Source organism: Methylobacterium sp. 1A (assembly GCF_058072805.1).
In genome coordinates this window covers 3,205,275-3,227,068 of the sequence record NZ_JBYQVE010000001.1, presented here as the reverse complement: position 1 = coordinate 3,227,068, position 21,794 = coordinate 3,205,275, and the positions used below count along the sequence as shown (strand labels likewise).

General features: G+C 74.4%; 23 protein-coding genes. 14 read left to right on the top strand and 9 right to left on the bottom strand.

Features of this window, described 5'->3' with window-relative positions; genetic code table 11:
* Positions 1-40: 40 nt before the first annotated feature.
* Entirely contained in the window at positions 41-1,933 is a 1,893-nt protein-coding gene (locus tag ACX9MN_RS15780; RefSeq protein ID WP_489724881.1) for an ABC transporter ATP-binding protein, read from the bottom strand.
* A gap of 410 nt (positions 1,934-2,343) precedes the next feature.
* Here ACX9MN_RS15780 and ACX9MN_RS15775 point away from each other — a divergent pair, with 410 nt between their 5' ends.
* From ACX9MN_RS15775 to ACX9MN_RS15765, 3 genes are all read left to right on the top strand, one after another.
* Positions 2,344-2,655, top strand: coding sequence for a helix-hairpin-helix domain-containing protein (locus ACX9MN_RS15775; RefSeq protein ID WP_489724880.1), 312 nt, complete (start codon positions 2,344-2,346; stop codon positions 2,653-2,655).
* A gap of 117 nt (positions 2,656-2,772) precedes the next feature.
* Positions 2,773-3,015: a type II toxin-antitoxin system VapB family antitoxin gene (locus tag ACX9MN_RS15770; protein ID WP_020095229.1), complete on the top strand. Its 243-nt coding sequence runs from the start codon at positions 2,773-2,775 to the stop codon at positions 3,013-3,015.
* Positions 3,016-3,026: 11 nt separating this feature from the next.
* Entirely contained in the window at positions 3,027-3,422 is a 396-nt protein-coding gene (locus ACX9MN_RS15765; protein WP_489724879.1) for a type II toxin-antitoxin system VapC family toxin, read from the top strand.
* A gap of 63 nt (positions 3,423-3,485) precedes the next feature.
* Here the strand turns inward: ACX9MN_RS15765 and trpB are convergent, their stop codons facing one another.
* Positions 3,486-4,727 carry a tryptophan synthase subunit beta gene (gene trpB / locus ACX9MN_RS15760; RefSeq protein ID WP_020095227.1) on the bottom strand — a complete coding sequence of 414 codons (1,242 nt, stop codon included), beginning with the start codon at positions 4,725-4,727 and terminating at the stop codon, positions 3,486-3,488.
* A 142-nt stretch (positions 4,728-4,869) separates the two neighbouring features.
* Here trpB and msrA point away from each other — a divergent pair, with 142 nt between their 5' ends.
* Positions 4,870-5,598, top strand: a complete 729-nt coding sequence (msrA, locus tag ACX9MN_RS15755; RefSeq protein ID WP_489724878.1) for a peptide-methionine (S)-S-oxide reductase MsrA — start codon at positions 4,870-4,872, stop codon at positions 5,596-5,598.
* A 147-nt stretch (positions 5,599-5,745) separates the two neighbouring features.
* Here msrA and ACX9MN_RS15750 read toward each other — a convergent pair whose 3' ends face one another.
* Entirely contained in the window at positions 5,746-6,705 is a 960-nt protein-coding gene (locus ACX9MN_RS15750; RefSeq protein WP_042673722.1) for a prephenate/arogenate dehydrogenase family protein, read from the bottom strand.
* Positions 6,698-7,813: a pyridoxal phosphate-dependent aminotransferase gene (locus ACX9MN_RS15745; RefSeq protein ID WP_091682520.1), complete on the bottom strand. Its 1,116-nt coding sequence runs from the start codon at positions 7,811-7,813 to the stop codon at positions 6,698-6,700. Before ACX9MN_RS15745 ends, ACX9MN_RS15750 begins: the two co-directional genes overlap by 8 nt.
* A 191-nt stretch (positions 7,814-8,004) precedes the next feature.
* On the opposite strand from ACX9MN_RS15745, the gene ACX9MN_RS15740 reads away from it, so the two are divergent.
* From ACX9MN_RS15740 to cysC, 7 genes are all read left to right on the top strand, one after another.
* Positions 8,005-8,298, top strand: coding sequence for a hypothetical protein (locus ACX9MN_RS15740; RefSeq protein WP_026605255.1), 294 nt, complete (start codon positions 8,005-8,007; stop codon positions 8,296-8,298).
* A 170-nt stretch (positions 8,299-8,468) separates the two neighbouring features.
* Positions 8,469-8,636 (top strand): hypothetical protein, encoded by a 168-nt coding sequence (locus ACX9MN_RS15735; protein WP_020095222.1) that lies wholly within the window; start codon positions 8,469-8,471, stop codon positions 8,634-8,636.
* A gap of 157 nt (positions 8,637-8,793) precedes the next feature.
* Positions 8,794-8,973: a hypothetical protein gene (locus ACX9MN_RS15730; protein ID WP_020095221.1), complete on the top strand. Its 180-nt coding sequence runs from the start codon at positions 8,794-8,796 to the stop codon at positions 8,971-8,973.
* 162 nt (positions 8,974-9,135) lie between these two features.
* Positions 9,136-10,341 carry a homoserine O-acetyltransferase MetX gene (gene metX, locus ACX9MN_RS15725; protein ID WP_020095220.1) on the top strand — a complete coding sequence of 402 codons (1,206 nt, stop codon included), beginning with the start codon at positions 9,136-9,138 and terminating at the stop codon, positions 10,339-10,341.
* Positions 10,342-10,346: 5 nt separating this feature from the next.
* A complete protein-coding gene (metW, locus tag ACX9MN_RS15720) occupies positions 10,347-11,105 on the top strand; it encodes a methionine biosynthesis protein MetW (RefSeq protein WP_244527037.1) in 759 nt (252 codons plus the stop codon).
* Between the two features lie 551 nt (positions 11,106-11,656).
* Positions 11,657-12,778, top strand: coding sequence for a hypothetical protein (locus tag ACX9MN_RS15715; protein WP_165923119.1), 1,122 nt, complete (start codon positions 11,657-11,659; stop codon positions 12,776-12,778).
* 91 nt (positions 12,779-12,869) lie between these two features.
* Positions 12,870-13,529 (top strand): adenylyl-sulfate kinase, encoded by a 660-nt coding sequence (cysC, locus tag ACX9MN_RS15710; protein WP_489725231.1) that lies wholly within the window; start codon positions 12,870-12,872, stop codon positions 13,527-13,529.
* Positions 13,530-13,725: 196 nt separating this feature from the next.
* Here cysC and ACX9MN_RS15705 read toward each other — a convergent pair whose 3' ends face one another.
* From ACX9MN_RS15705 to ACX9MN_RS15695, 3 genes are read right to left on the bottom strand one after another with little or no spacing between them, the layout of a single operon-like run.
* Positions 13,726-15,081 carry an ATP-binding protein gene (locus ACX9MN_RS15705; protein ID WP_489724877.1) on the bottom strand — a complete coding sequence of 452 codons (1,356 nt, stop codon included), beginning with the start codon at positions 15,079-15,081 and terminating at the stop codon, positions 13,726-13,728.
* Positions 15,078-15,746: a response regulator transcription factor gene (locus ACX9MN_RS15700; RefSeq protein ID WP_489724876.1), complete on the bottom strand. Its 669-nt coding sequence runs from the start codon at positions 15,744-15,746 to the stop codon at positions 15,078-15,080. The genes ACX9MN_RS15705 and ACX9MN_RS15700 overlap by 4 nt, the downstream gene beginning before the upstream one ends.
* 12 nt (positions 15,747-15,758) lie before the next feature.
* A complete protein-coding gene (locus ACX9MN_RS15695; RefSeq protein ID WP_489724875.1) occupies positions 15,759-16,073 on the bottom strand; it encodes a PepSY domain-containing protein in 315 nt (104 codons plus the stop codon).
* A 112-nt stretch (positions 16,074-16,185) separates the two neighbouring features.
* On the opposite strand from ACX9MN_RS15695, the gene ACX9MN_RS15690 reads away from it, so the two are divergent.
* Both ACX9MN_RS15690 and ACX9MN_RS15685 read left to right on the top strand, forming a co-directional pair.
* Positions 16,186-16,764, top strand: a complete 579-nt coding sequence (locus ACX9MN_RS15690) for a thermonuclease family protein (RefSeq protein ID WP_489724874.1) — start codon at positions 16,186-16,188, stop codon at positions 16,762-16,764.
* A gap of 85 nt (positions 16,765-16,849) precedes the next feature.
* Complete coding sequence (locus ACX9MN_RS15685) at positions 16,850-17,101, top strand: hypothetical protein (RefSeq protein ID WP_489724873.1); 252 nt, start codon at positions 16,850-16,852, stop codon at positions 17,099-17,101.
* A 58-nt stretch (positions 17,102-17,159) separates the two neighbouring features.
* On the opposite strand, the gene ACX9MN_RS15680 is transcribed toward ACX9MN_RS15685, so the two are convergent.
* Both ACX9MN_RS15680 and ACX9MN_RS15675 read right to left on the bottom strand, forming a co-directional pair.
* Positions 17,160-18,146 carry a catalase family peroxidase gene (locus ACX9MN_RS15680; protein ID WP_489724872.1) on the bottom strand — a complete coding sequence of 329 codons (987 nt, stop codon included), beginning with the start codon at positions 18,144-18,146 and terminating at the stop codon, positions 17,160-17,162.
* 197 nt (positions 18,147-18,343) lie between these two features.
* Positions 18,344-20,692: a transglycosylase SLT domain-containing protein gene (locus tag ACX9MN_RS15675; RefSeq protein ID WP_489724871.1), complete on the bottom strand. Its 2,349-nt coding sequence runs from the start codon at positions 20,690-20,692 to the stop codon at positions 18,344-18,346.
* Positions 20,693-20,892: 200 nt separating this feature from the next.
* Here ACX9MN_RS15675 and dapA point away from each other — a divergent pair, with 200 nt between their 5' ends.
* The gene (gene dapA / locus ACX9MN_RS15670; protein ID WP_331316547.1) at positions 20,893-21,792 is read left to right on the top strand and encodes a 4-hydroxy-tetrahydrodipicolinate synthase; all 900 of its coding nucleotides are present in this window, start codon (positions 20,893-20,895) and stop codon (positions 21,790-21,792) included.
* The last annotated feature ends 2 nt before the right edge of the window (positions 21,793-21,794 follow it).

The window sequence follows — 21,794 nt, the reverse complement described above, 5'->3', positions numbered from 1 at the left end:
TACCCGCGCCGGACGGCGCACCGATCCGCCCGCGTCCGCCCTACCGGTAGCCCTCGGCCTGGAGGGCGAACAGCTCGGCGTAGCGGCCGCCCCGCGCCATGAGGGCGGCGTGGCTGCCCTCCTCCAGCACCCGGCCGCCCTCCAGGACGAGGATGCGGTCGGCCATGCGCACGGTGGAGAAGCGGTGCGAGATCAGCACCGCCGTCCGCCCGGCCGACAGTTCCCGGAACCGGGCGAAGACGTCGTGCTCGGCCCGGGCGTCAAGGGCGGCGGTCGGCTCGTCCAGGATCAGGATCTCGGCCTCGCGCATGTAGGCCCGGGACAGCGCGACCTTCTGCCACTCGCCCCCGGAGAGGTCGAGGCCGCCGGCGAAGCGCTTGCCCAGCGGCTGGGCGTAGCCCCCGGGCAGGCGCTCGATCACCGGGGCCGCGAGCCCGCGGGCCGCCGCGGCCGCGATGCGGTCCGCGTCGTCGGCGGCCGCGATCCGGCCGACCGCGACGTTCTCCCCGGCGGTGAGGTCGAAGCGGACGAAGTCCTGGAAGATCGCCCCGATCCGCGCCCGCAGGTCGTCGAGGTCGTAGGCGGCCAGCGGCACGCCGTCGAGGAGCACGCGGCCCTCGTGCGGGTCGTACAGCCGGGTCATCAGCTTGACGATCGTGGTCTTGCCGGCGCCGTTGCCGCCGACCAGCGCCACCGTCTCCCCGGCCCGGACGGCGAAGGAGAGGTCGCGCAGCGCCCAGGCCTGCTTGCCCGGGTAGCGGTAGCCGATCCCCTCGAAGACCAGCCCGGAGCGGATCGGGCTCGGCACCGGCGCGGGCCGCGCGGGCGAGCGGATCTGCGGCCGGATCGCGAAGAAGGCGTAGAAATCCTCGAGGTACTGCGCCTGGCCGGTGATCTGGGTCAGCCCGAGGAGCAGCCCCTCCAGGCCGCCGCGCAGCCGCTGGAACGCGCCGGCCAGGAAGGCGAGGTCGCCCACCGAGAAGGCGCCCGCCACCGTCCGCCAGATGATCACCGCGTAGGCGGCGTAGTAGGCGAGCGTCCCGAGGCTCGCGAAGGCGAAGCCCCAGCCGGCCCGGGCGACCGCGAGGCCGCGGTTCTCGGCGAGCAGCCGCCCCGCCACCGCGGCGTAGAGCCCGGTGAGGTAGCCCGCGAGGCCGAAGAGCTTGATCTCCTTGGCGGTCTCGACGCTGGCGCCGAGGTAGCGCAGGTAGTCGATCCGCCGCCGCTCGGGGCTGCGGATCCAGGCGAGGCGGTAGCCGGCCTTGGTGAAGTGCCACTCGTTGAGCACCGCCGGGACCAGGGCGGCGGCGATCAGCACCACGAGCCAGGGCGTGAAGGCCGCGACCCCGACCGCCAGGGTCGCGAGGGTCAGGAGGCCCTGCAACTGGCCGAACACCGTGCCGATGAGGCCGGTGCGGCCGCTGACCTGCCGGCGGGCCCGCTCCAGCCGGTCCTGCTGGGCGCTGTCCTCGAACTGGGCGAGGTCGAGCTCGGCGGCGTGCGCCATCAGCCGCAGGGAGGCCGCGTTGGCGTAGAGGTCGCCGATCAGGGTCTCGACGAGGCTCGAGAGCCGGCCGGTCAGGTCCGAGAGCAGGGCGAGGCCGAACTCGGCGGCGACGAGGCCGGCGAGCCGCGCCCGGCCGGGATCGGCGAGCCACGAAGCGAGCCCCGCCTCCGGCGCCGGCCGGGCGTGCTCGGCCACGATCCCGTCGAGGATGAGCTTGGCGAGGTAGAGGGTCAGGACCGGCAGGCAGGCCGCCACGAGGCGCAGCGACAGGCTCGCCGCCAGCAGGCGCGGGCTCGCGGCGGCGATCTCCCGGAACAGGGTCGGCAGGTAGCGCAGGGCGCCGACGCGCTCGCCCAGGCGCTTGCCGAGTCGCTCACCCAGCCGCCGACGCAGTCCCGCCCCCGGCCGCGGTACGGGCCCGCTCATACCCTGGGGATGACCCGCCGGGTTTCGGGCGTGGATTGGACGACGTGCAAGGATATCATTAACTGTAGATGCATATAGTTTTAATCCTCGTCGAGTGGTGCGTGCTCAGCGGTCCTGCAATCCTCAGAGTTTCGGTTCTCCTCATCATTGCCGGCATCCTCGCGGCGGTGGTGCAGGCCCTGCTGCCGAGCCCCGCACCCGGACCGGCGATTCCGCCCGCGTCCGCTCCGGAAACACCGGCGGCCCCCCAGCCCTCGGCGACGGTCCGGCGCGTCGAGCCGCCTCCTGCGGCCCCTGCGGCCCCTGCGGCTCCTGCGGCGCCGCCCGCCCCGCCCGCTCCGTCCGCCCCGCCCGCGGCGGCGGTCGAGCCTGCCCCCGCCCCGTCCGGCGGCGCTCCGGCGCCGACGCAGATGCCCTCCGGCGCGACGGCCTTCCCCGCCGAGCCGCCCCCGCGGGAGGCGCAGCCCGATCCGTCGGCGCAGGAGGCGGCCGGTCAGGCCGAGGTCGACCGGGCGGAGGACAGCGCCGGTCCCCGTGCCCTGGCCATCCTCGATCTCAACACCGCCTCGGTGGCGGATCTCAATCGCCTGCGCGGCGGCGGCGCCATCGGCCGGGCGATCGTCGCCAAGCGGCCCTACACGTCGGTGGAGCAGCTGCTGTCGAAGCGCGTGCTCAGCCGGTCGGTCTACGAGAAGATCAAGGATCAGGTGACCGTGCGGTGACTGTGCGGTGACCGTGCGGTGAGCGGCCGCGGCCCCGCGCCCCGCTCCGGCCCGCTCCGTCTTGCGGCGTCCGAGGATATAAATTAGCGCTGTGCGGGATATCCCAGGGGTCCGCGCATGCCGCTCTACGTCAAGGATCCGCAGGTCGACGCCCTCGCGGCCCAGCTCATGGCGTTGCTGGGCACGAGCAAGACCGACGCGGTGCGCCGCGCGCTTCAGAACGAGATCGCCCGCCAGACGAACCGGCCCGATCTCGTCGAGCGGACGGCCGACTTCGTCCGTGCCCTGCACGAGCGTGCCGGTCCGGACCGGAAGCCCGCCGACGCGGCGTTCATCGACGGTCTGTACGAGCGCACCTGAGGCGGGACCCGATGTTCGTGGATGCGTCGGCCCTCACGGCGATCCTCACCGACGAGACGGATGCGGCCGCCCTGGCGGCCCGGCTTCAGCGGGCGCTGCGCCGCGTGACGTCGCCCCTGGCGGTCTGGGAAACCGGCGTGGCCGTGGCGCGCCACCTCGATCTCCCGGTCCCGGCCGCCCGCGAGGCGGTGCACGCCTATCTCGACCTCGCCGGCATCGAGATCCTGGCCGTCCCGCCGGAGGCCGAAGCGGGCGCGCTGGACGCCTACGACCGCTTCGGCAAGGGCCGGCACCCGGCCGGCCTGAACTTCGGCGACTGCTTCGCCTACGCCTGTGCCCGCGCCCACGGCATCCCGCTGCTCTACAAGGGCAACGACTTCCCGCTCACGGACATCGAGACCGCCTGAGGCCGACGGTCCGCGCGCGGGACAGGCGGGGCGCGGCGGGCGGAGGACCGCCGCCGCGCGCCCTCAGATCTTCGTGCCGAAGATCTCGGCCACCTGCGGGATGTCCTTGTCGCCGCGGCCCGACATGTTGAGCACCATGAGGTGCTCGGCCGGGCGCTGCGGCGCGAGCTCCAGGATCTTGGACAGGGCGTGGGCCGGCTCCAGGGCGGGGATGATCCCCTCCAGCATCGAGCAGAGCTTGAACGCCTCCAGCGTCTCGGAATCGGTCGCCGACAGGTAGGTGACCCGGCCCATCTCGTGCAGCCACGCGTGCTCGGGGCCGATGCCCGGATAGTCGAGGCCCGCCGAGATCGAGTGCGCGTCGGCGATCTGGCCGTCCCCGTCCATCAGCAGGTAGGTGCGGTTGCCGTGCAGCACGCCCGGCTTGCCGCCGGTGAGGGAGGCCGCGTGCAGGCCCGACTGGACGCCGTGGCCCGCGGCCTCGACGCCGAAGATCTCGACCTCGCGGTCGTCCAGGAACGGGTGGAACAGCCCCATGGCGTTCGAGCCGCCGCCGATGCAGGCGACGAGGGAATCCGGGATCCGGCCTTCCTGGGCGATCATCTGCTCGCGGGTCTCGCGGCCGATCACCGACTGGAAGTCGCGGACCATGGCCGGGTACGGGTGCGGGCCCGCCACCGTGCCGATGCAGTAGAACGTGTCGGCGACGTTGGTGACCCAGTCGCGCAGCGCCTCGTTCATGGCGTCCTTGAGGGTCTTGGTGCCGGATTCCACCGGGATCACCTCGGCGCCGAGCATCTTCATGCGGAAGACGTTGGGCGCCTGCCGGGCGACGTCGACCGCGCCCATGTAGACGACGCACTTGAGGCCGAAGCGCGCGCAGAGCGTCGCGGTGGCGACGCCGTGCTGGCCGGCGCCGGTCTCGGCGATGATCCGCGGCTTGCCCATGCGGCGGGCCAGCAGGATCTGGCCCAGCACGTTGTTCACCTTGTGGGAGCCGGTATGGTTCAGCTCCTCGCGCTTGAAATAGACCTTGGCGCCCTGCCCCGCCGGCGCCTTGGCGCGCAGGTGCTCGGTGAGGCGCTCGGCGTAGTAGAGCGGGCTCGGCCGGCCGATATAATGGGTGCCGTAGCTCTCCATCTCGGCCTGGAAGGTCGGGTCCTGCTTGGCCGCGTCGTAGGCCGCCTCCAGCTCGAGGATCAGCGGCATCAGCGTCTCGGCGACGAAGCGGCCGCCGAAGATGCCGAAGCGGCCGCGCTCGTCGGGGCCGGTGCGGAAGGAGTTGGGCTCGGGGGCGATGGTCACGGGACGGATCCTGCGCGCGCGTGTCGATCTGTTGCCGGGTGCCTAGACCCATGTCGCCGTCACCGCAATGCGGCCAGCCGCGCGCGTAACCGGATCGGGCGCCGGCGCGAACGGGCTGTCAGCATCCGGCAGGAGGTTGACCATGGCTCTTCGCGACACGTTTCGCTCCCTCTCCCGCCCGGTCCTCGGGGCGAGTCTCGGGCTCGGCCTCGCGGCTGCCGTCCTGCTCCCCCGGCTCCCGGCCTTCGCCGAGGAGGCGCCCCGGCGCCTGCCGGAGGCCGTGACCCGCTCCGCCGAGCCGCCGGGGCCGCGCGTGGCCGTCTTCGCCGGCGGCTGCTTCTGGGGCGTGCAGGGGGTGTTCCAGCACGTGCGCGGGGTGAGCGGCGCGGTGTCGGGCTACGCCGGCGGCACCCGCGCGGAGGCCGATTACCGCACCGTGAGCGGCGGCGGGACCGGCCACGCCGAGGCCGTGTCGGTCACCTACGACCCGTCGGTCATCCGCTACGACGAGCTGCTGCGGATCTTCTTCTCGGTGGCCCTCGACCCGACCCAGGTGGATCGCCAGGGACCCGATGCCGGGCGCCAGTACCGCTCGGCCCTGTTCCCGCAGGACGCCGACCAGGCGCGGGTGGCCGGGGCCTACATCGCCCAGCTCGACGCGGCCCAGGCCTACGCGCGGCCGGTCGCCACCCGGATCGAGCCGGGCGCCGCGTTCTACCCGGCGGAAGGCTACCACCAGGACTTCATGGCCCTGCACCCCGGCCACCCGTACATCGCCGCCAACGACGCGCCGAAGCTCGAGGCCCTGAAGCAGCTGTTCCCGGAGCGGACGGCCGCGCAGCCGGTGCTGGTCAACCGCCCGCCGGCGTGAGCGCTCCCCGTCATCGCGAGCGCAGCGAAGCGACCCAGGGCAGCGCGACATCCCCCACAGCGTAGAGCCCCCCTGGATTGCTTCGCTGCGCTCGCAAAGACGGCGCTGAGGGACCCAGTCCGTGTGAGGGTCGGTCCGCCGCCTTCCCTATTCCTCCGGCGGACGCGGCCGGCCGAAATCCGGTGCCGCGGTCTCCTGGCCCTGCGCCACGATGCTGCGCCGGATCGCCCGGGTGCGGGTGAACATCGCGTGGAGCGCGTCGCCGTCGCCCCAGCGCACCGCCTTGGCGAGCGCCGACAGGTCCTCGTTGAACCGGCCGAGCATCTCCAGCACCGCCTCGCGGTTGTTGAGGAAGATGTCCCGCCACATGGTCGGGTCCGACGCCGCGATGCGGGTGAAGTCGCGGAACCCGCTCGCCGAGAACTTGATCACCTCGGACTGCGTCGCCGCCTCGAGGTCGGCCGCGGTGCCCACGATGTTGTAGGCGATCAGGTGCGGCAGGTGGCTGGTGATGGCGAGCACGTGGTCGTGGTGCTCGGCGCTCATCGTCTCGACGTCGGCGCCCATCCCCGCCCACAGGGCGCGGACGGTCTCGATCGCCGCCGGATCGGTGCCCTCGGGCGGGGTCAGGATGCACCAGCGGCCCTGGAACAGGGTCGCGAAGCCCGCGTCCGGCCCCGAGAACTCGGTCCCGGCGATCGGGTGTCCGGGGACCAGCGCGACGCCCTCGGGCAGGTGCGGCCGGACCGCCGCCACCACGGCGCCCTTCACCGAGCCGACATCCGACACGATCGCGCCGGGCTTGAGATGCGGCGCCATCTCGGCCGCCGCCGCCCCGATCGCGCCCACCGGCACGCACAGGATGACGAGGTCGGTGCCGGCGGCGCCCTCCGCCGGGTCGCCCGTGACGACGTCGGCGATGCCGAGCTCGCGCACCCGGGCGCGCACGGCCGCGTCGCGGTCCACCGCCACGATGGTCCGGGCGAGGCCGTAGCGGCGCGCCGCCCGGGCGATCGAGGAGCCGATCAGCCCGAGGCCGACGATGGCGAGGCGGCCGATAGCGGGCGCCTCGGTCCCGGGCGCCCCGGCCACGGACGTCTCAGCCATGCCGGCCCCGCACGAAGTCGCCGAGCGCGGCCAGGAAGGCTTCGTTCGCCTCGGCCCCGGCGACCGTCACCCGCAGGGCGTTGGGCAGGCCGTAGGCGGTGACCCGCCGGGTGATGAGGCCGCGCTCGGTCAGGAACGCGTCCGCGTCCTCCGCCGAGCGGCCCGGCGCGTCGGGGAAGTGGATCAGCAGGAAGTTCGCGACGCTCGGCGTGACCTCCAGGCCGAGCGCGCGGGCGCCCTCGGTGAGCTTCGGCAGCCACTCGGCATTGTGGGCGGCGGCGGCGGCCATGTGCGCCTCGTCGGCGATGGCGGCCGAGCCCGCGGCGATCGCCGGGCCCGAGACGTTGAACGGGCCCCGGATCCGGTTGACCGCGTCCGCCACGTGCGCCGGCGCGACCATCCAGCCGATCCGCACGGAGGCGAGGCCGTGGATCTTCGAGAAGGTGCGGGTCATCACGACGTTCTCGGCCTCGAGGGCCAGCTCGAGCCCGGCCGAGTAGTCGTTCGCGCGGACGTACTCGGCGTAGGCGCCGTCGATCACCAGCAGCACGTGCGGCGGCAGGCCGGCGTGGAGCCGGCGGATCTCGTCGAACGGCAGGTAGGTGCCGGTCGGGTTGTTGGGGTTCGTGACGTAGACGATCCGGGTCCGGTCGGTGACCCGGGCCAGGATCGCGTCGACGTCGACGGTGAGGTCGCGCTCGGGCGCGACCACGGGCTCGCCGCCCGAGGCCAGGATGGCGATCCGGTAGACGAGGAATCCGTGCTCCGAGTAGATCCCCTCGGTGCCCGGCCCGCCATACGCGTAGGCCAGCAGCGACAGGAGCTCGTCCGAGCCCGCGCCGCAGACGATCCGCTCGGGATCGAGCCCGTAGCGCCGGGCGATGGCGGTGCGCAGCACCGTGGCGCGCCCGTCCGGGTAGGTCTCGAGCTTGGCGGTCGCCGCGTGGAGGGCGGCCAGCGCCGCGGGGCTCGGGCCGAGGGGCGTCTCGTTGGAGGACAGCTTGTAGACCTTGCCGCCCCCGGGCCGCCCGCTCTTGCCGGGCACGTAGGTGTCGATCGCCAGGACGCCGGGACGCGGTTCCGGACGGGCGGGTCGGGGGGCGGACATTGCGGTGCGACTCGGGATGCGCGGGGTTCGGTCGGTTCCGCGCCCGTCTACAGCATTTCCTCGGCCGGTGAACCCGGGGCCGACTCCGGAGGTGGCGGCCCGACCCGGCCGGGGCGACTTGTCCGGCCCCACGGAGTCGTGCCTGTATGCCGGCGCTCCGCCGACAGGCGCCCACCACGAAGGATCCCCGCATGCCCCTCGAACGCTACCTGGACGGCGGCGCCCACATCCTCCCCGCCGACGACTCGCTGATCCGCTTCGCCATGACGAACGGCCAGCGGGTGATCGCGGTCGAGGTCCCGGTTCCCGTGCTGCGCCAGCAGTTCGGCGGCGCCGACCTCGCCCCCCTGGAGCTGTTCGCCCGCAATCAGCCGGTGATCGAGGCCGCGGCGAGCCAGGCCTACGACCGGACCGAGACCCCCAACGACCTCCTCGATCTGGGCCCGGAGGATTTCGACACCCGGCCGGCCTCGGCCAGGACCTGATCGGCGGGACTTCATCGGCGGACTTCAACCAGCGCGATCCATCCGGGGCGCCGCGGCAAATCGGCGACGCGCAAATGCCGCGGGGCACTCGCCACGTTTCGGCCTGTTGAACCGGGAGAACAGGGGCGCGTCGGGCGTGCCCCGACCTGCAACCCCTGGATGGATCGACGATGCCCGGTGACCTGATCCCCTGCAGCCTCTTCCTGATCGGGATCCTCGTTTCGGTCGCCGCGGATTGCCGCTTGCGGCGCGCCGAGGCGGCGCCCTGGGCCAACGGCTGCATCACGGCCGCCGGCGCCGCCCTGGTCTTCGCGGCCTGCGCGGCCGCCATGCGCTGAAGCGCCGGCTGAGGCGCCGGCTGAGGCGCCGGCTGAGGCGTCGGCTGAGGCGTCGGCGAGGAACCGTCAGACACCGGACGGACTTTCTCAGCGGCAACCGGGGGCGCGCCGAGACGCGCGGCGCCCCCGGTCGCGCGGCTGTCCGGGCGAGGTTCCCATGGTTTCGATGCAGGCCCTGATCGGCTGCGGTCTCGTGCTCGCCGGCATGCTGATCGAGAGCGCGGCGAGCCGGCACTGGCGGGCGGGCGTCCGCGCGGACCGTCTGGATGCCCGGGCCGCCCTCGCGCTCGGCCTGCCCGCCCTGGGGCTCGCCGTGATGGCCGCCCCGATCGCGTGAGCGACCCGACCGGGCCTGACCGACCGGCCCGCCCGCGTTGACGCTCGGCCCCCCGCGCATTACCTCGGCGGGGCTGGCCGCGTCGGGCGAGTGCGGCGCGTCAGGCGATCCCGTGCTCTCCCGGTTCGGATCCGAACCGATACACGGTCGTCAAGACCCGCCATGGACACCCAAACGGACACGGCCCTGAGGCCGGACCCGATCGACGAGCCGGCGCGGCGCGCGTCCGAGCGCTCGCAGGCGCTCGACCCGCGGAGCCCGGTGGCGCGCTTCGCCGCCGACACGCCCCTGCTCACCGACGCGGGCGTCGAGCTCGCGCCCTTCCAGATCGCCTACCAGACCGCCGGCACGCTCAACGCCGCGCGCTCGAACGCGGTCCTGATCTGCCACGCGCTCACCGGCGACCAGTACTTCGCCCACACCCACCCGGTGACCGGCAAGCCCGGCTGGTGGGAGACGCTGGTCGGCCCCGGCAAGCCGATCGACACGGACCGCTACTTCGTCGTCTGCTCGAACGTCATCGGCTCGTGCATGGGCTCCACCGGCCCGGCCTCGATCGACCCGGCGACGGGGCGGCCCTACGGGCTGAACTTCCCGCTGGTGACGATCCGCGACATGGTCCGGGCCCAGGCAATGCTGCTGGAGCATCTCGGCATCCGGGACCTGTTCCTGTGCATCGGCGGCTCGATGGGCGGGATGCAGGTGCTGCAATGGGCGGCGCTCTATCCCGAGCGCGTCTTCGCCGCGATGCCGATCGCCACCGGCGCCCGCCACTCGGCGCAGAACATCGCCTTCCACGAGGTCGGCCGGCAGGCGATCATGGCCGACCCCGCCTGGGCGGACGGGCGCTACCTCGAGGCGGGCACCCGGCCCGCCAAGGGGCTCGGCGTCGCCCGGATGGGCGCGCACATCACCTACCTGTCCGAGCCGGCGCTGCACCGGAAGTTCGGCCGGCGCTTCCAGGGCGGCACGGCGCCGACCTTCTCGTTCAACGCCGATTTCCAGATCGAGAGCTACCTGCGCCACCAGGGCCTGAGCTTCGTCGAGCGGTTCGACGCCAACGCCTACCTCTACCTGACCCGGGCGATGGACTATTTCGACCTCGCCGAGGACCACGGCGGCGTGCTCGCCAACGCCTTCCGGGGCACCAAGACCCGCTTCTGCGTGATCTCGTTCACCTCGGACTGGCTGTTCCCGACCCGCGACTCCCGGGCGATCGTCCACGCGCTCAACGCCGCCGCGGCGCCGGTGGCCTTCGTGGAGGTCGAGAGCGACAAGGGCCACGACGCCTTCCTGCTCGACGAGCCGGCCATGTTCTCCGCGGCCCGCGGCTTCATCGACGCGGCCGCCCGGGCGCGCGGGCTGTGACGCGGATGGCGAGCGGCGGGCCCGGCAAGATGACCTTCGGCAAGCTGCCCCTGGGCAAGATCTCTTTGGGTAAGATCGCCTCGGGCAAGGTCCGCCACGGCGCCCCCTGGGAGGGCGCGGACGCCCTGCCCCACGCGGCCGAGGGCGGCGGCGCCCGCGTCGACCACCTCGTCGTGCTCGGCCTCGTCCCGGCCGGCGCCCGGGTGCTCGACATCGGCTGCGGCGACGGCTCGCTGCTGGCGCTGCTGCGCGACCGCCGCGGCATCGACGGGCGCGGGATCGAGCTGTCCCGCGAGGGCGTGAACGCCTGCCTCGCCCGGGGCCTGTCGGTGATCCAGGGCGACGCCGACACCGACCTCGCCAACTACCCGGACGGCGCCTTCGACGTCGTGGTCCTGTCCCAGACCATCCAGGCGACCCGCAATCCCCGGGTGGTGCTGGAGCACCTGCTGCGCATCGGCCGGCAGGTGATCATCTCGTTCCCGAATTTCGGGCACTGGCGGGTGCGCTCCGAGCTGGCCTTCCGCGGGCGGATGCCGGTCACCGAGATCATGCCGGACGCGTGGTGGGAGACGCCCAACATCCACCACTGCACGATCCGCGACTTCGTCGGTCTCTGCCGCCTGATCGGCGCGCGGATCGAGCACGCCACGGCGCTGGACGCCCGCGGCCGGCCGATGCGGTTCTCCATGCCCTGGTGGGTCTGGAACCTGTTCGGCGCGCAGGGCGTGTTCCTGCTCCGGCGCGAGGATGCCGGGCCCTAGCGCCGCTCCCGAGCAAGGCGAGGCGGTGGCGCGTCGAGCCCGTGCCGGACGAGGCGCGGGTCCCCTCTCCCGTGCGGGAGAGGGACAGGGTGAGGGATCAGCTCCGTCCGGACGAGGCACACCCCCGTCGCGCCGTGATGGCTCGCTCGACCTCGAAGCGTCTTGTCCCTCACCCCAACCCTCTCCCGCACGGGAGAGGGGGCGGGGCGCGGATGTCTCGACCGGGGTCGTCGTCCTTCCCAACCGTTGCAACACGATCGGAAGCGGCCCCGGCATCGCGCCGCTGTTGTCCGGCGCTCGAGGGTCGCCGCGCGGCGCTGTCTCTCCCGGGCGCACCCGCGGCGCCCCGGCCCGGCGATTCCGCAATCCGTCTGAAATAGAGCAGAAACGGAGCTTGGCTATTTCTGGTCGCGTTCCCGTGATCGGACCGTGATTACGGATTCGTCCGGCGTTCATCCCGAGACGTGCGGGTCCACGAGGGGTCGTGGACTGTGCCCGGCTGCGCGGAAGACTTGCCGCAACCGCGAATTCCAGCAGGGTCGACAGGACACGTGCGCCGCGCGATCGTTCACATCGGGATGCCCCGAACCGGCTCCACCGCGTTCCAGGAGGTGCTGGCCCGCCTGCGCCCCCGCCTCGCCGCGGCCGGGATCTGCTACCCGAACCTCGCCCCGCCGGGCGCCCCCGGCAGCGACGACGTCAACCACTACCGGCTCGGCCAGGCGCTGGACCGGCGCCGCGGCGCCGCGGAGCGCCGGGAGGCCCTCGCGCGGCTCGACGCGATCCTGGCCGCCACGCCGGCCGACACGGTCCTGCTCTCCTACGAGGACTTCTCCGTCCAGCGCCCGTTCTGGCGCGTTCCCGAGATCCTGTCCGACCTGTTCGCGCGCCGCGGCTTCGCCCTGGAGGCGGCGCTCGTGGTCAAGCCGCAGGCCGAGCAGCTGGCCTCGGCCTACGCCCTGCGGGCGCAGGTCGTCGCCGAGGGCCGCACGTTCCGCGGCTTCCTGCGTTCCGAGGGCGGGTCCCGGCGCTACGACTACGCGGACCGGCTCGAGCCCTGGCGCCGCGCCGCCGCGGGGCGCGTCACCGCCCTGCCGTACCGCGACCGGCGGTCCGACGCGCCGCTGCTGGCGCGGCTGGTCGACGGGCTCGGGCTGGGCGAGCGCCTCGCGCCGCTCCTCGGCCCGGCCGACCTCGCCTACCGCACCAACCGGAGTTCCGGGCCGGTCGCGGTCGAGGCGTCGCGCCGCCTGTACCGGCTCGGCGTGCACCGTCAGGTGACCGGGCATCGCCGGCTGCTCGGCCACGTCCTCGACGACTGGGCCTGGGCGCGGGGGCTCGACGCGGAGCGGTTCCGCGGCGACGCCCCGGAGGGGCTGGCCCGCGTCGCGGCGCGCTACGCGGCCGGGAACGCGCGCTTCGCCGCCGCCTGCTGGGGGCAGAGCTGGGACGCGGTGATCGCGGCCGCGCCCGCCGCCCCGCCGAACGAGCTCGCCGCCGGGCCGGTCGCGCCCGAGACGGAGGCCGCGGTCGAGGCGCTGGTGCGGGCGGCGGCGGCGCGGGCCGCCTTCCGGTCCCCGCCCGCGTGGCGGCGGCGGACGGCCCATATCCTGGAGGAGTGCCGGGAGCGCCTCGGCGAGGCCGTCGGCTACCCGGTCTGGCGCGTGCCGTAGGGGCCCGCGCGTGTCGATGTCCGAGAACCGGCGGCCGCCCCCGCGGACGCCGCCCCAGGCGTGTGACCAGGCGGTGGACCAGGCGGTGGATATGTGCGTCGTGCAGAAGATCCCGCATACGGTTCCGGCCGGCCTCCCTCCGGGCCCCGTGACCTGGCACCCCCTCCAGGCGCGGGAGGCGCGCTGGGCGCGCCTCGGCCAGGTGCCGGTGATCGCGTGGCTGACCGGCCTGTCGGGGGCGGGGAAGTCGACGCTGGCGGCGGAGGCCGACCGGACCCTGGTCGCGGGCGGCCGGCACAGCGCGGTCCTCGACGGCGACAACCTGCGCCACGGGCTCAACGCCGACCTCGCCTTCTCGCCGGAGGACCGCGCCGAGAACGTCCGGCGCACCGCCGAGGTGGCGCGGCTGATGGCCGAGGCAGGGACGGTGGTGATCGTCTCGCTGATCTCGCCCTACCGGGCCGACCGGGCGCTGGCGCGCCGGATCGCCGGCGACATCCCGTTCCTGGAGGTGTTCGTCGACACGCCGCTGGGCCTGTGCGAGGCCCGGGACCCGAAGGGACTCTACCGGCTGGCCCGCGCCGGCCGCATCCCGGGCTTCACCGGCATCTCGGCGCCCTACGAGGCGCCGGAGAGGCCGGACCTGACGATCGCCACCGAGGGCCGCGGCACCGCGGCCTGCGCCCGCGCCCTGAGCGCGCGGCTGATGCGGCTGAGCCGGGCTGGCGCGGGTGCGAAGCCGGGGCGGTGAGCGTGTGGTTCCCGACGCGCACACCGGGTCCTCCCAGCCATCCCCTCATCCTGAGGTGACCGCGAAGCGGGGCTCGAAGGAGGGTTCCAGCCGGCCGCGCGATCCCTGGAGCCCGCCTTCGAGGCCTGCGCTTCGCTCCGGCACCTCAGCCGGCACCTCAGGATGAGGGCGCGAATTGGGAGGCGCCTGGCTCGCCCTACCCGCCCGGCCAGCGCAGCTCCGCCCGCAGGCCGCCCAGCGCCGAGCGGCCGAAATCGAGCCGGGCGCCGGCGGCCTCGGCGACGTCGCGGGCGATGGCGATGCCGAAGCCGGTGCCCGGCCGGCTCTCGTCCCAGCGCTGGCCGCGCCCGATCCCCGCGATGGCCGCGGCGCTCATGCCGGGGCCGTCATCCTCGACGGCGAGACCCGGCTGGCTGGCGTCCGTCCCGGCTTCCGTCCCGGTGATCCGGACCCGCCGGTGCGCCCACTTCCGGGCATTGTCGAGGAGGTTGCCCAGCACCTCCATCAGCTCGCCCTCCTCGCCCGGATAGGCGAGGGTCCCGGGCACCGCCACGGCCCAGTCGAGGGACCCGCCCTCCGGCAGCCGCCGCAGGGTCGCGACGAGGCGCTCCGCCACCGGGGCGACCGGGCAGGACCGCCGTCGCAGGTCGCCCGCGGCCGCGACCCGCGCCCGGGCCAGCGCCCGCTCCACCTGCCCGCCCATGGCCCGCGCCTGCTCGGCGATCTCGGCCGCCAGCGCCGGGTCGGCCGGCCCGGTCCGGCGCGCCAGCGCGTCCAGCACCGCCAGCGGCGTCTTGAGGCCGTGGGCCATGTCGGCGGCGGCGTCGCGGGCGCGGACCAGGGCGCGCTCCTGCGCGTCGAGCAGCCGGTTGAGATCGGTGACCAGCGGCCGGACCTCGTCGGGGAACTGCTCCGGAAGCCGCGCCCGCCGCCCGGCATGGACCGCCAGGAGCTCCGCCTGCAGCACCCGGAACGGGCCGAGCGCCCGGTGCACGAACAGGCCCATCGCCAGGGTCAGGACGACGAACAGGGCGACGAGCGCCGGGACGAGCAGGCGCAGGAACGTGGTCCGGCTCGCCGCGAGGCCGCGCCGGTCCTCCGCCACCGCGACCCGCAGCGCGGTCTCGGCGCCCGGCGCGCCGATCTGCAGCGGCCGCACCACCGCGATGAGCCGGCCGCCGTCGGGCCCGGTCGTGTCGAGGGTGGCGGGGGCCTGCGCGGCCGCCCCGGCCGGTCCCAGGTCGAGGCTCCTGTCCCAGAGGGAGCGCGAGCGCAGCGCGCGCGATCCCGCCTCGACCTGCCAGTACAGGCCGCCGTAGGGCGTGGCGAAGCGCGGGTCCGGCAGGTCCCGGGACAGGGTCGGCGTCCCGTCCGGCGCGAGGCCCACCCGGCCGGCGATGAGCTTGGCGGTCCGGTCCAGATCCGCGACGGTGCGGGCGTCGAGCACCCGGTCGAGGATCACCGTGAGGCCGATCCCGGCGAGCACCAGCGCCAGCGCGATCAGCGCGGCCGCCGCGAGGCCGAGCCGCAGGCGGAGGGAGTCGCGCCTCACGGCCCGTCCGGTCCGGTGATCAGGTAGCCCTGGCCGCGGCGTGTCTCGATCACCCCCGGCCCGATCTTGCGGCGCAGGCGCGTCAGGAGCGCCTCCAGGGCGTTGGCCTCGCGCTCGGTCCCGAGGCCGTGGAGGTGGTCGAGCAGCTCGCCCGCCGGCACGACCTGCCCCGGCCGGTGCAGCAGGAAGGCCAGCAGCCGGTATTCCAGGGCGGTCAGCTCCGTGGGCCTGCCGTCGACGCTGACCGCGCGGGTGCGGGTGTCGAGCTCGACCGTGCCGGCGCGCAGCACCGGCGCGGCGTGGCCGGCGGTGCGCCGCAGGATCGCCCGCAGCCGCGCGACCAGCTCCTCCATCCGGAACGGCTTGGCGAGGTAGTCGTCGGCGCCGGCGTCGATGCCCTCGACGCGCTCGCGCCAGCCGTCGCGGGCGGTGAGGATCAGGACCGGCAGGGCGATGTCGGCGGCGCGCAGGCGGCGCAGCACGCCGAGCCCGTCGAGCCGCGGCAGGCCGAGATCCAGCACCATGGCGTCGTACGTCTCGGTCTCGGCGCGGAACCACGCCGCCTCGCCGTCCGCCACCACGTCGGCGACGTAGCCGGCCCTCTCCAGCCCCTGCCGGATGTCCGCCGCGATGCGCGGCTCGTCCTCGACGATCAGGACGCGCACGGGCCGGCCTCCTCAATCATCGTCGTCCTCGTCCAGGATCTTCAGCGTGCCGGCATCGACCTTCACGGTCCGGCGCTTCCCGTCGGGCCCGAGGATGCGCAGCTTGTACAGCCAGTGCCCGTCATCGCGCTTGAGGTCGACCGACACGACGTCCCCCGGCACCGCCGCCCGGGCCGCCGCCAGCACCGCGTCGAGGGGGCGGATCTCGCCGCTCTCCAGCGCCCGGCGGGCCCGGTCGGCATCCTCGGAGGCGTGCAGGGGCCCGCTCGCGAGGGCGGCCAGCAGGCCGAGGGCGAGAACGAGGCGGCGGGGCGGGAACGGGCTCATGCGGGCGCAGGCTAGGCCGCGCCGCCTGACGGGAGGCTGACAGCCGGCGTCAGGGTCGCGGGGCGGGGCTTCGGCACAAGGGCCGCCATAGCCCTTCCGGAGACCTGAGACCATGTCGCTCTACGTCGGTATCCTCCTCGCCTGCGCGGCCGGCCTCGCCGGCACCCTCCTCTGCCCGGACGACAGGGGCGGCCGCTCGCGCCTGCCGCTCCTCGCCGCGCTCCTGGCGGGCGGCCTCGGCTGGCACGGCCCCGCCCGGGCCGGCGAGATCCTGCGCGGCCCCGCCCAGGTGATCGACGGCGGCACGCTGCGCGTCGGCGCGCGGCAGGTCAGCCTGTTCGGGATCGCCGCGCCGGAGGCCGACGCGACCTGCGCGGACGCCCGGGACCGGCCCTACCCGTGCGGCCGCGACGCCGCCCGGGCGCTCGCCGACCGGATCGGCGGGGCGGCCGTCACCTGCGAGCCGCGGGGCGAGGCGGGCGCGGCGCTCTGCCGGGTCGGCGAGGCGGATCTCGGGGCCTGGATGGTGGCGCAGGGCCTCGCCCTGCCCGACCGGGACCTCGCGCCGGACTACGCGCCCGCGGCGGACCGGGCCTGGGGGCGCCGCCTCGGCCTGTGGTCGGGGGTGTTCCAGGATCCCGCCGAGCGGCGGGGCCGCCGCGCCGCCGCGGGCCTGCGCGTCGCCGGGTGACGCCCCGTCCTCACGGGAACGCTCCCGGGCGCGCCCGGTTGGACCGGAGAGCCCGCCCGGGCGGCGGTGGACCCGCGGAGGCCCCATGAGGATCCTGACCCGTACGACGCTGCTCGCCGCCCTGCTCACCTGCGCGGCGGGGGCCGCTGACGCCGAGGGCCAGGGCAAGGCCGAGGGACGCAAGGATGCCGGCGCGCCCACGACCAGCATGGGCGCGGGCGGCCTCAGCGGCACCGGCGCCACCCGGGACGGCGCCCGCACGGGCCCGGTCGAGAGCAAGGGGCAGCCGGGCGGCGCGAAGCCGCCCTCCGCCCCGAAGGCCGGGACGGGCCGCTGATCCGCTCCGGACCTCGGGATGAGGGCGCGAACCGGAGATCCCGCCCGGCCGGACCGCGCTACTGCGAGCGGCGGCTGAACGAGACCGCGTAGGCCTGGACGCGGGCGTCGATCAGCGGGTCGTCCGAGACCTCGATCCCGTCGGTCAGGTTGTTCGGCATGAACAGCAGCGCCTTCACGGCCTCGGCGCTGTCGGGCACGACCTTGCTCACCGTCACGGTGCCGAGATCGACCGTCTTCCGGTCGTCTGGCCAGGGCTTGGTGGCGTCGTTGGTCGGGTCACCCGGCTCGGCGAGCTGGGCCAGCATCCGGAACCTCGCCGGAGTCTTGGCGACCCGCGGGCCGATCTCGGCCATCAGGAAGTTCGGGTCGCGCTTGGCAGCCTCTTCGGGCGGGAGGATCTCCTCGCCCTCCACCGGCACGAAGCGGAACCGGAACGGCTGCCGCTTGCCGGCCGCGTCCACCAGGATGAAGGCGTTGACGCCGTTATAGGTCTGCCGGGCGAGGCTCGACGGGGTCCTGGCGGTCCCGCCCGCGGTGGCGGCGGCCGGGTGGGCGGCGGCGAAGCGCTCCAGCGCGGTCGGATGGGCCGCCTTCGGGCCGCTCTCGGCGGCGGCCTTCAGGAGGTCGCGGAACTCCTCGCCCGTGGCTACCGGGAAGTACTTCAGCGAGTTCGTGACGACGTCCATCTCGGAGCCGTCGCTCAGCTTGAACTTGAGAGCGAGGCCGTGCGGGTTGGCGTCGGCCGCGCCGTCCGGGATGGTCGGGACGCCGGTGGCGTCCGAGAACCGGATCGTCACCGGCACCGCCGGCCCCTGGAACAGGGAGGCCTTGCTGATCTTCGCCGCCTCGGGCGACGGGGTGAAGCTGCCCTCGGCGACCACGCCCTTGGCGTGGTTGGCCCGCGCCCCCGGATGCTTGCCGAACAGCGTGTTCATCACGTCGATCGTCTGCTCGGCGGTGGAGGCCTCCTGGGCCAGGGCCGGGGCGGCGGCCGCGAGCGCGGTGCTCAGCAGGAGGGCGAAACCCGATCTCGAACGCAGCATGGAAACCTCTCGGCAGCGCGGGCTCTCGGGAGCCGGTCAATGCGGACCGGCCCATCTTCTAGGGAGCGAGGCAGCGAGGGCACAACCAAAAGCTATGCCGCGGCGGAGCTGGGGTGTGGGTTACGTCGCGGCGGCAGGCCGCAGATCGAGAACTTCGTCTCTGCTTCGCTCCGCTCGCAAAGACGGTGAGGAGCCCGCTACCGCGCGCCGCGGTGGAGGTCGCCCTCGATCAGCAGGGCGCTGCGGCTGTCGAGCCGCGAGCGGTAGACCTGCAGGTTCTCCATGACCCGCTGCACGTAGTTGCGCGTCTCCGTGAAGGGGATGCGCTCCACCCAGTCGATCACGTCGACGTCGCCCTTGCGCGGGTCGCCGTAGGCGTCGATCCACTTCTTCACGTTGCCGCCGCCCGCGTTGTAGGAGGCGAAGGCGAGCACGTAGGAGCCGCGCCAATCCTCCATCAGCTCGCCGAGATGGGCTTGGCCGAGCCTCGCGCAGTAGGCGGGGTCGCTGGTCAGGCGGTCGACGTCGAAGGCGGTCGAGACCCGGCGGGCGGTGCGCTGGGCGGTGGCCGGCATCATCTGCATCAGCCCCCTGGCGCCGACGCCCGACTGGGCGCGCGGGTCGAACTGGCTCTCCTGGCGGGCGATGGCGTAGACCATGGCCCGCTCGACCTGCGGGACCGCCGTGAAGGTCTCGTAGGTGGGAATGCCGATCGTCGGGTAGGCGTGGGCGTCGAGCGGCAGGCCGCGCTGGACCGCGAGCTTGCCGATCGCCACCAGGGCGCGGGCGTCCTTCATGTCGGTGGCGAGGTCGCCGAGCGCCTGGAGCTCGCGCGGGTCCGAGAGGTCCCGGGCGGCGTCGATGTAGAGCGGCAGGGCCAGCTCCTTGATCCCGGCCTCGCCGAGCAGGCGCAGGGCGCGGATGGAGAGCCGCCCGTCGAAGGCCTGGCGCTCCGCGCCCTCGAGGTCGGCCGGCGCCCGCAGGGGCAGGCTGGTCTGGCCGAGCCGGGCCCGGGCCACCTGGCCGTAATAGGCGATCGGCTGCAGGGCGGCGCGCTCGTAGAAGCGCTTCGCCTCCTCCGACTGGCCGAGCGCCTCGGCCGCCCGTCCCTGCCAGTAGGCGGCCCGCGCCACCGAGATCGGGCTCTCGGCGATCGCCGCCACCCGGGCGAAATGCTGCGCGGCGGCGGCGGGATCGCCGGCGAAGCGGAGCGCGATCCAGCCGGCGTGGAACTCGGCCTCGATGCGCTTCTCGGGCGAGCGCGCCGCCGGCTGGCTCGCCACCGCGTAGGCGGTCTTGGCATCGCCGAGGTCGAGGAGCTTGCGCGCCACGATCCGGCGCTCGATCCACCACTCGTCGCCGTCGACCAGCACGTCCGGGTTGCTCGGCGCCGTCGCGAGCACGGCGGCGGCGGCTTCGGCCTTGTCGGCCCGGCGGAGATACTGCGCCCGGGAGAAGATGTAGGACGCGTCCCCGCGCAGCGACGGCGGCACCGCGGCGAGCGCGGAAGCGGCGCCGGAGGACTTGTCCTCTACGGCCCGGCGGGCGCGCACGAGGCTGGCATAGGCGCCGCCCGCGTAGCCGGCGGCCCGGCCGGCGCTCTCCCAGTCGTCCTTCAGGAGCGCCCGCTCCATCCGGTAGCGGTGGTCGACCCGGGTCAGCGCGTCCGGGAAGGCGTCGAGCACCTTCGCTTCCAGGCTCCGCCCGAAGCTCTCGGTGCGCCAGAGGTCTCGGACCATCTCGGCGGCGTCGGCGTCGCAGCCGTCGGCGCGCAGGGCCAGCGCCAAGGCGAACTTGCCCGGCGCGCTCACCGGCTTCGCCGTGGCGAAGTAGGCCCGGACCGTCGCGGGCGCCTTCTTCTCGGAGAGCAGCGCCCCCTCGGCCCGGCGGCGCAGCAGCGGACCGGCCGGCCAGTCCGGATTGGCCCGGACGAAGGCCACGGTGCGGTTGAAGCCGATCCCGGCGCCCGCGCGGATCGCCACCCACTCGAGAAGCGCCTTCGCGGCCGGGTCGGTGAAGCCGTCGCGCATCCGGTCGCCGTCGGCGACCCGGCCCTTGCGGTAGAGGTCGATGGCGCCGCGCAGCAGCGTCGGGTCGGTGTCGCCGGAGATCTTCGGGCGCGCGGGATCCGGCACCTCGGGCACCGGGGCCGCCGGGGTGACCGCGGCGTCCGGCAGCGGGAAGGCCACCGGGGCGTCGGGGTCCGCGGAGGCGTAGGCCGAGGCCGCGGCCGGCAGCGTCCGGGCGGGCTCCTCGCCCTTGTCGTCGCCGCTCGAGGCGTGGACCGGGTCGAGCTTCAGGGCGTCGGCCGCGACAGGGTCGCTGGCCTTCACGGCCTGCGCGCCTCGGACCTGGGCGGTGGAGAGGGCGGCGTCGCTCGCCGGCGGCGCGGGCTGCGTGGCCGGCGGCGTCGTGGGCGCGTCGATGCCGGCTTGGCCGGCTTGGCCGGCCGGGCCGGCGAGCGCCACGCCGACGGTGGCGACAAGCGCGGCGGCGGTGAGGGACGTGCGCTTCGGGGCCGGATGCGAGGCCGCGGGTCGGATCACGATTCCCCCCTACTGATCACCGGAGCGGGAAAGGTCGAGGATCGGGCCGTGACCATTAAGATCGCGTTAACCGTCCCCACGATCTGTTTGCGCGCCGTGACGCGACCGCCTATGTCTGCCGGTCCGTGCCCGTACGATGCGGACCACGCGCGGCGCCGAGACCGCCGAAATCCCAGCTGGGACCCTTTGGGACGCCTGAGATGACCGAGATGACCGGGAGCCGCCTGCGGGGCTCGCTCACCGCGCTTGTGACGCCCTTCCGCGACGGGGCCTTCGACGAGGCCGCCTTTCGGAAGTTCGTGCGCTGGCAGATCGAGCAGGGCAGCCACGGCCTCGTGCCCACCGGCACCACCGGCGAGAGCCCGACCCTGACCCATTCCGAGCACGACCGGGTGGTCGAGGCCTGCATCGACGAGGCGGGCGGGCGCGTGCCGGTCGTGGCGGGCGCGGGCTCCAACTCCACCGCCGAGGCAGTCGAGCGGGCGCAGCACGCCGAGCGCGCGGGCGCCGACGCCGTCCTCGTGGTGACGCCGTACTACAACAAGCCGACGCAGGCGGGCCTCTACGCCCACTTCAAGGCCGTCAACGACGCGGTCGGCATTCCGATCATCATCTACAACATCCCGCCGCGCTCCGTCATCGACATGAGCGTCGAGACGATGGCCCGGCTCTTCGAGCTGAAGAACATCGCCGGCGTGAAGGACGCGACCGCCAAGATCGATCGCGTCAGCCAGCAGCGTCAGGCCATGGGCGCGAGCTTCATCCAGCTTTCGGGCGAAGATGCGACGGCGCTCGGCTACAACGCCCACGGCGGCCACGGCTGCATCTCGGTGGTGGCGAACGTCGCCCCGCGCCTCTGCGCCGACCTCCAGGAGGCGACGCTCGCGGGCGACTACGCCAGGGCGCTGACCCTCCAGGACAGGCTGTTCCCCCTGCAGACCGGCCTGTTCGCCGAGGCCAACCCGGCGCCGGTGAAGTACGCGCTGTCGCGGCTCGGCCACATGACCGACGAGCTGCGCCTGCCGCTGGTGCCGGTGACCGAGCCCACCAAGCGCATCGTCGACGACGCCCTGCGCCACGCCGGCCTGCTGGTCGACTGAGG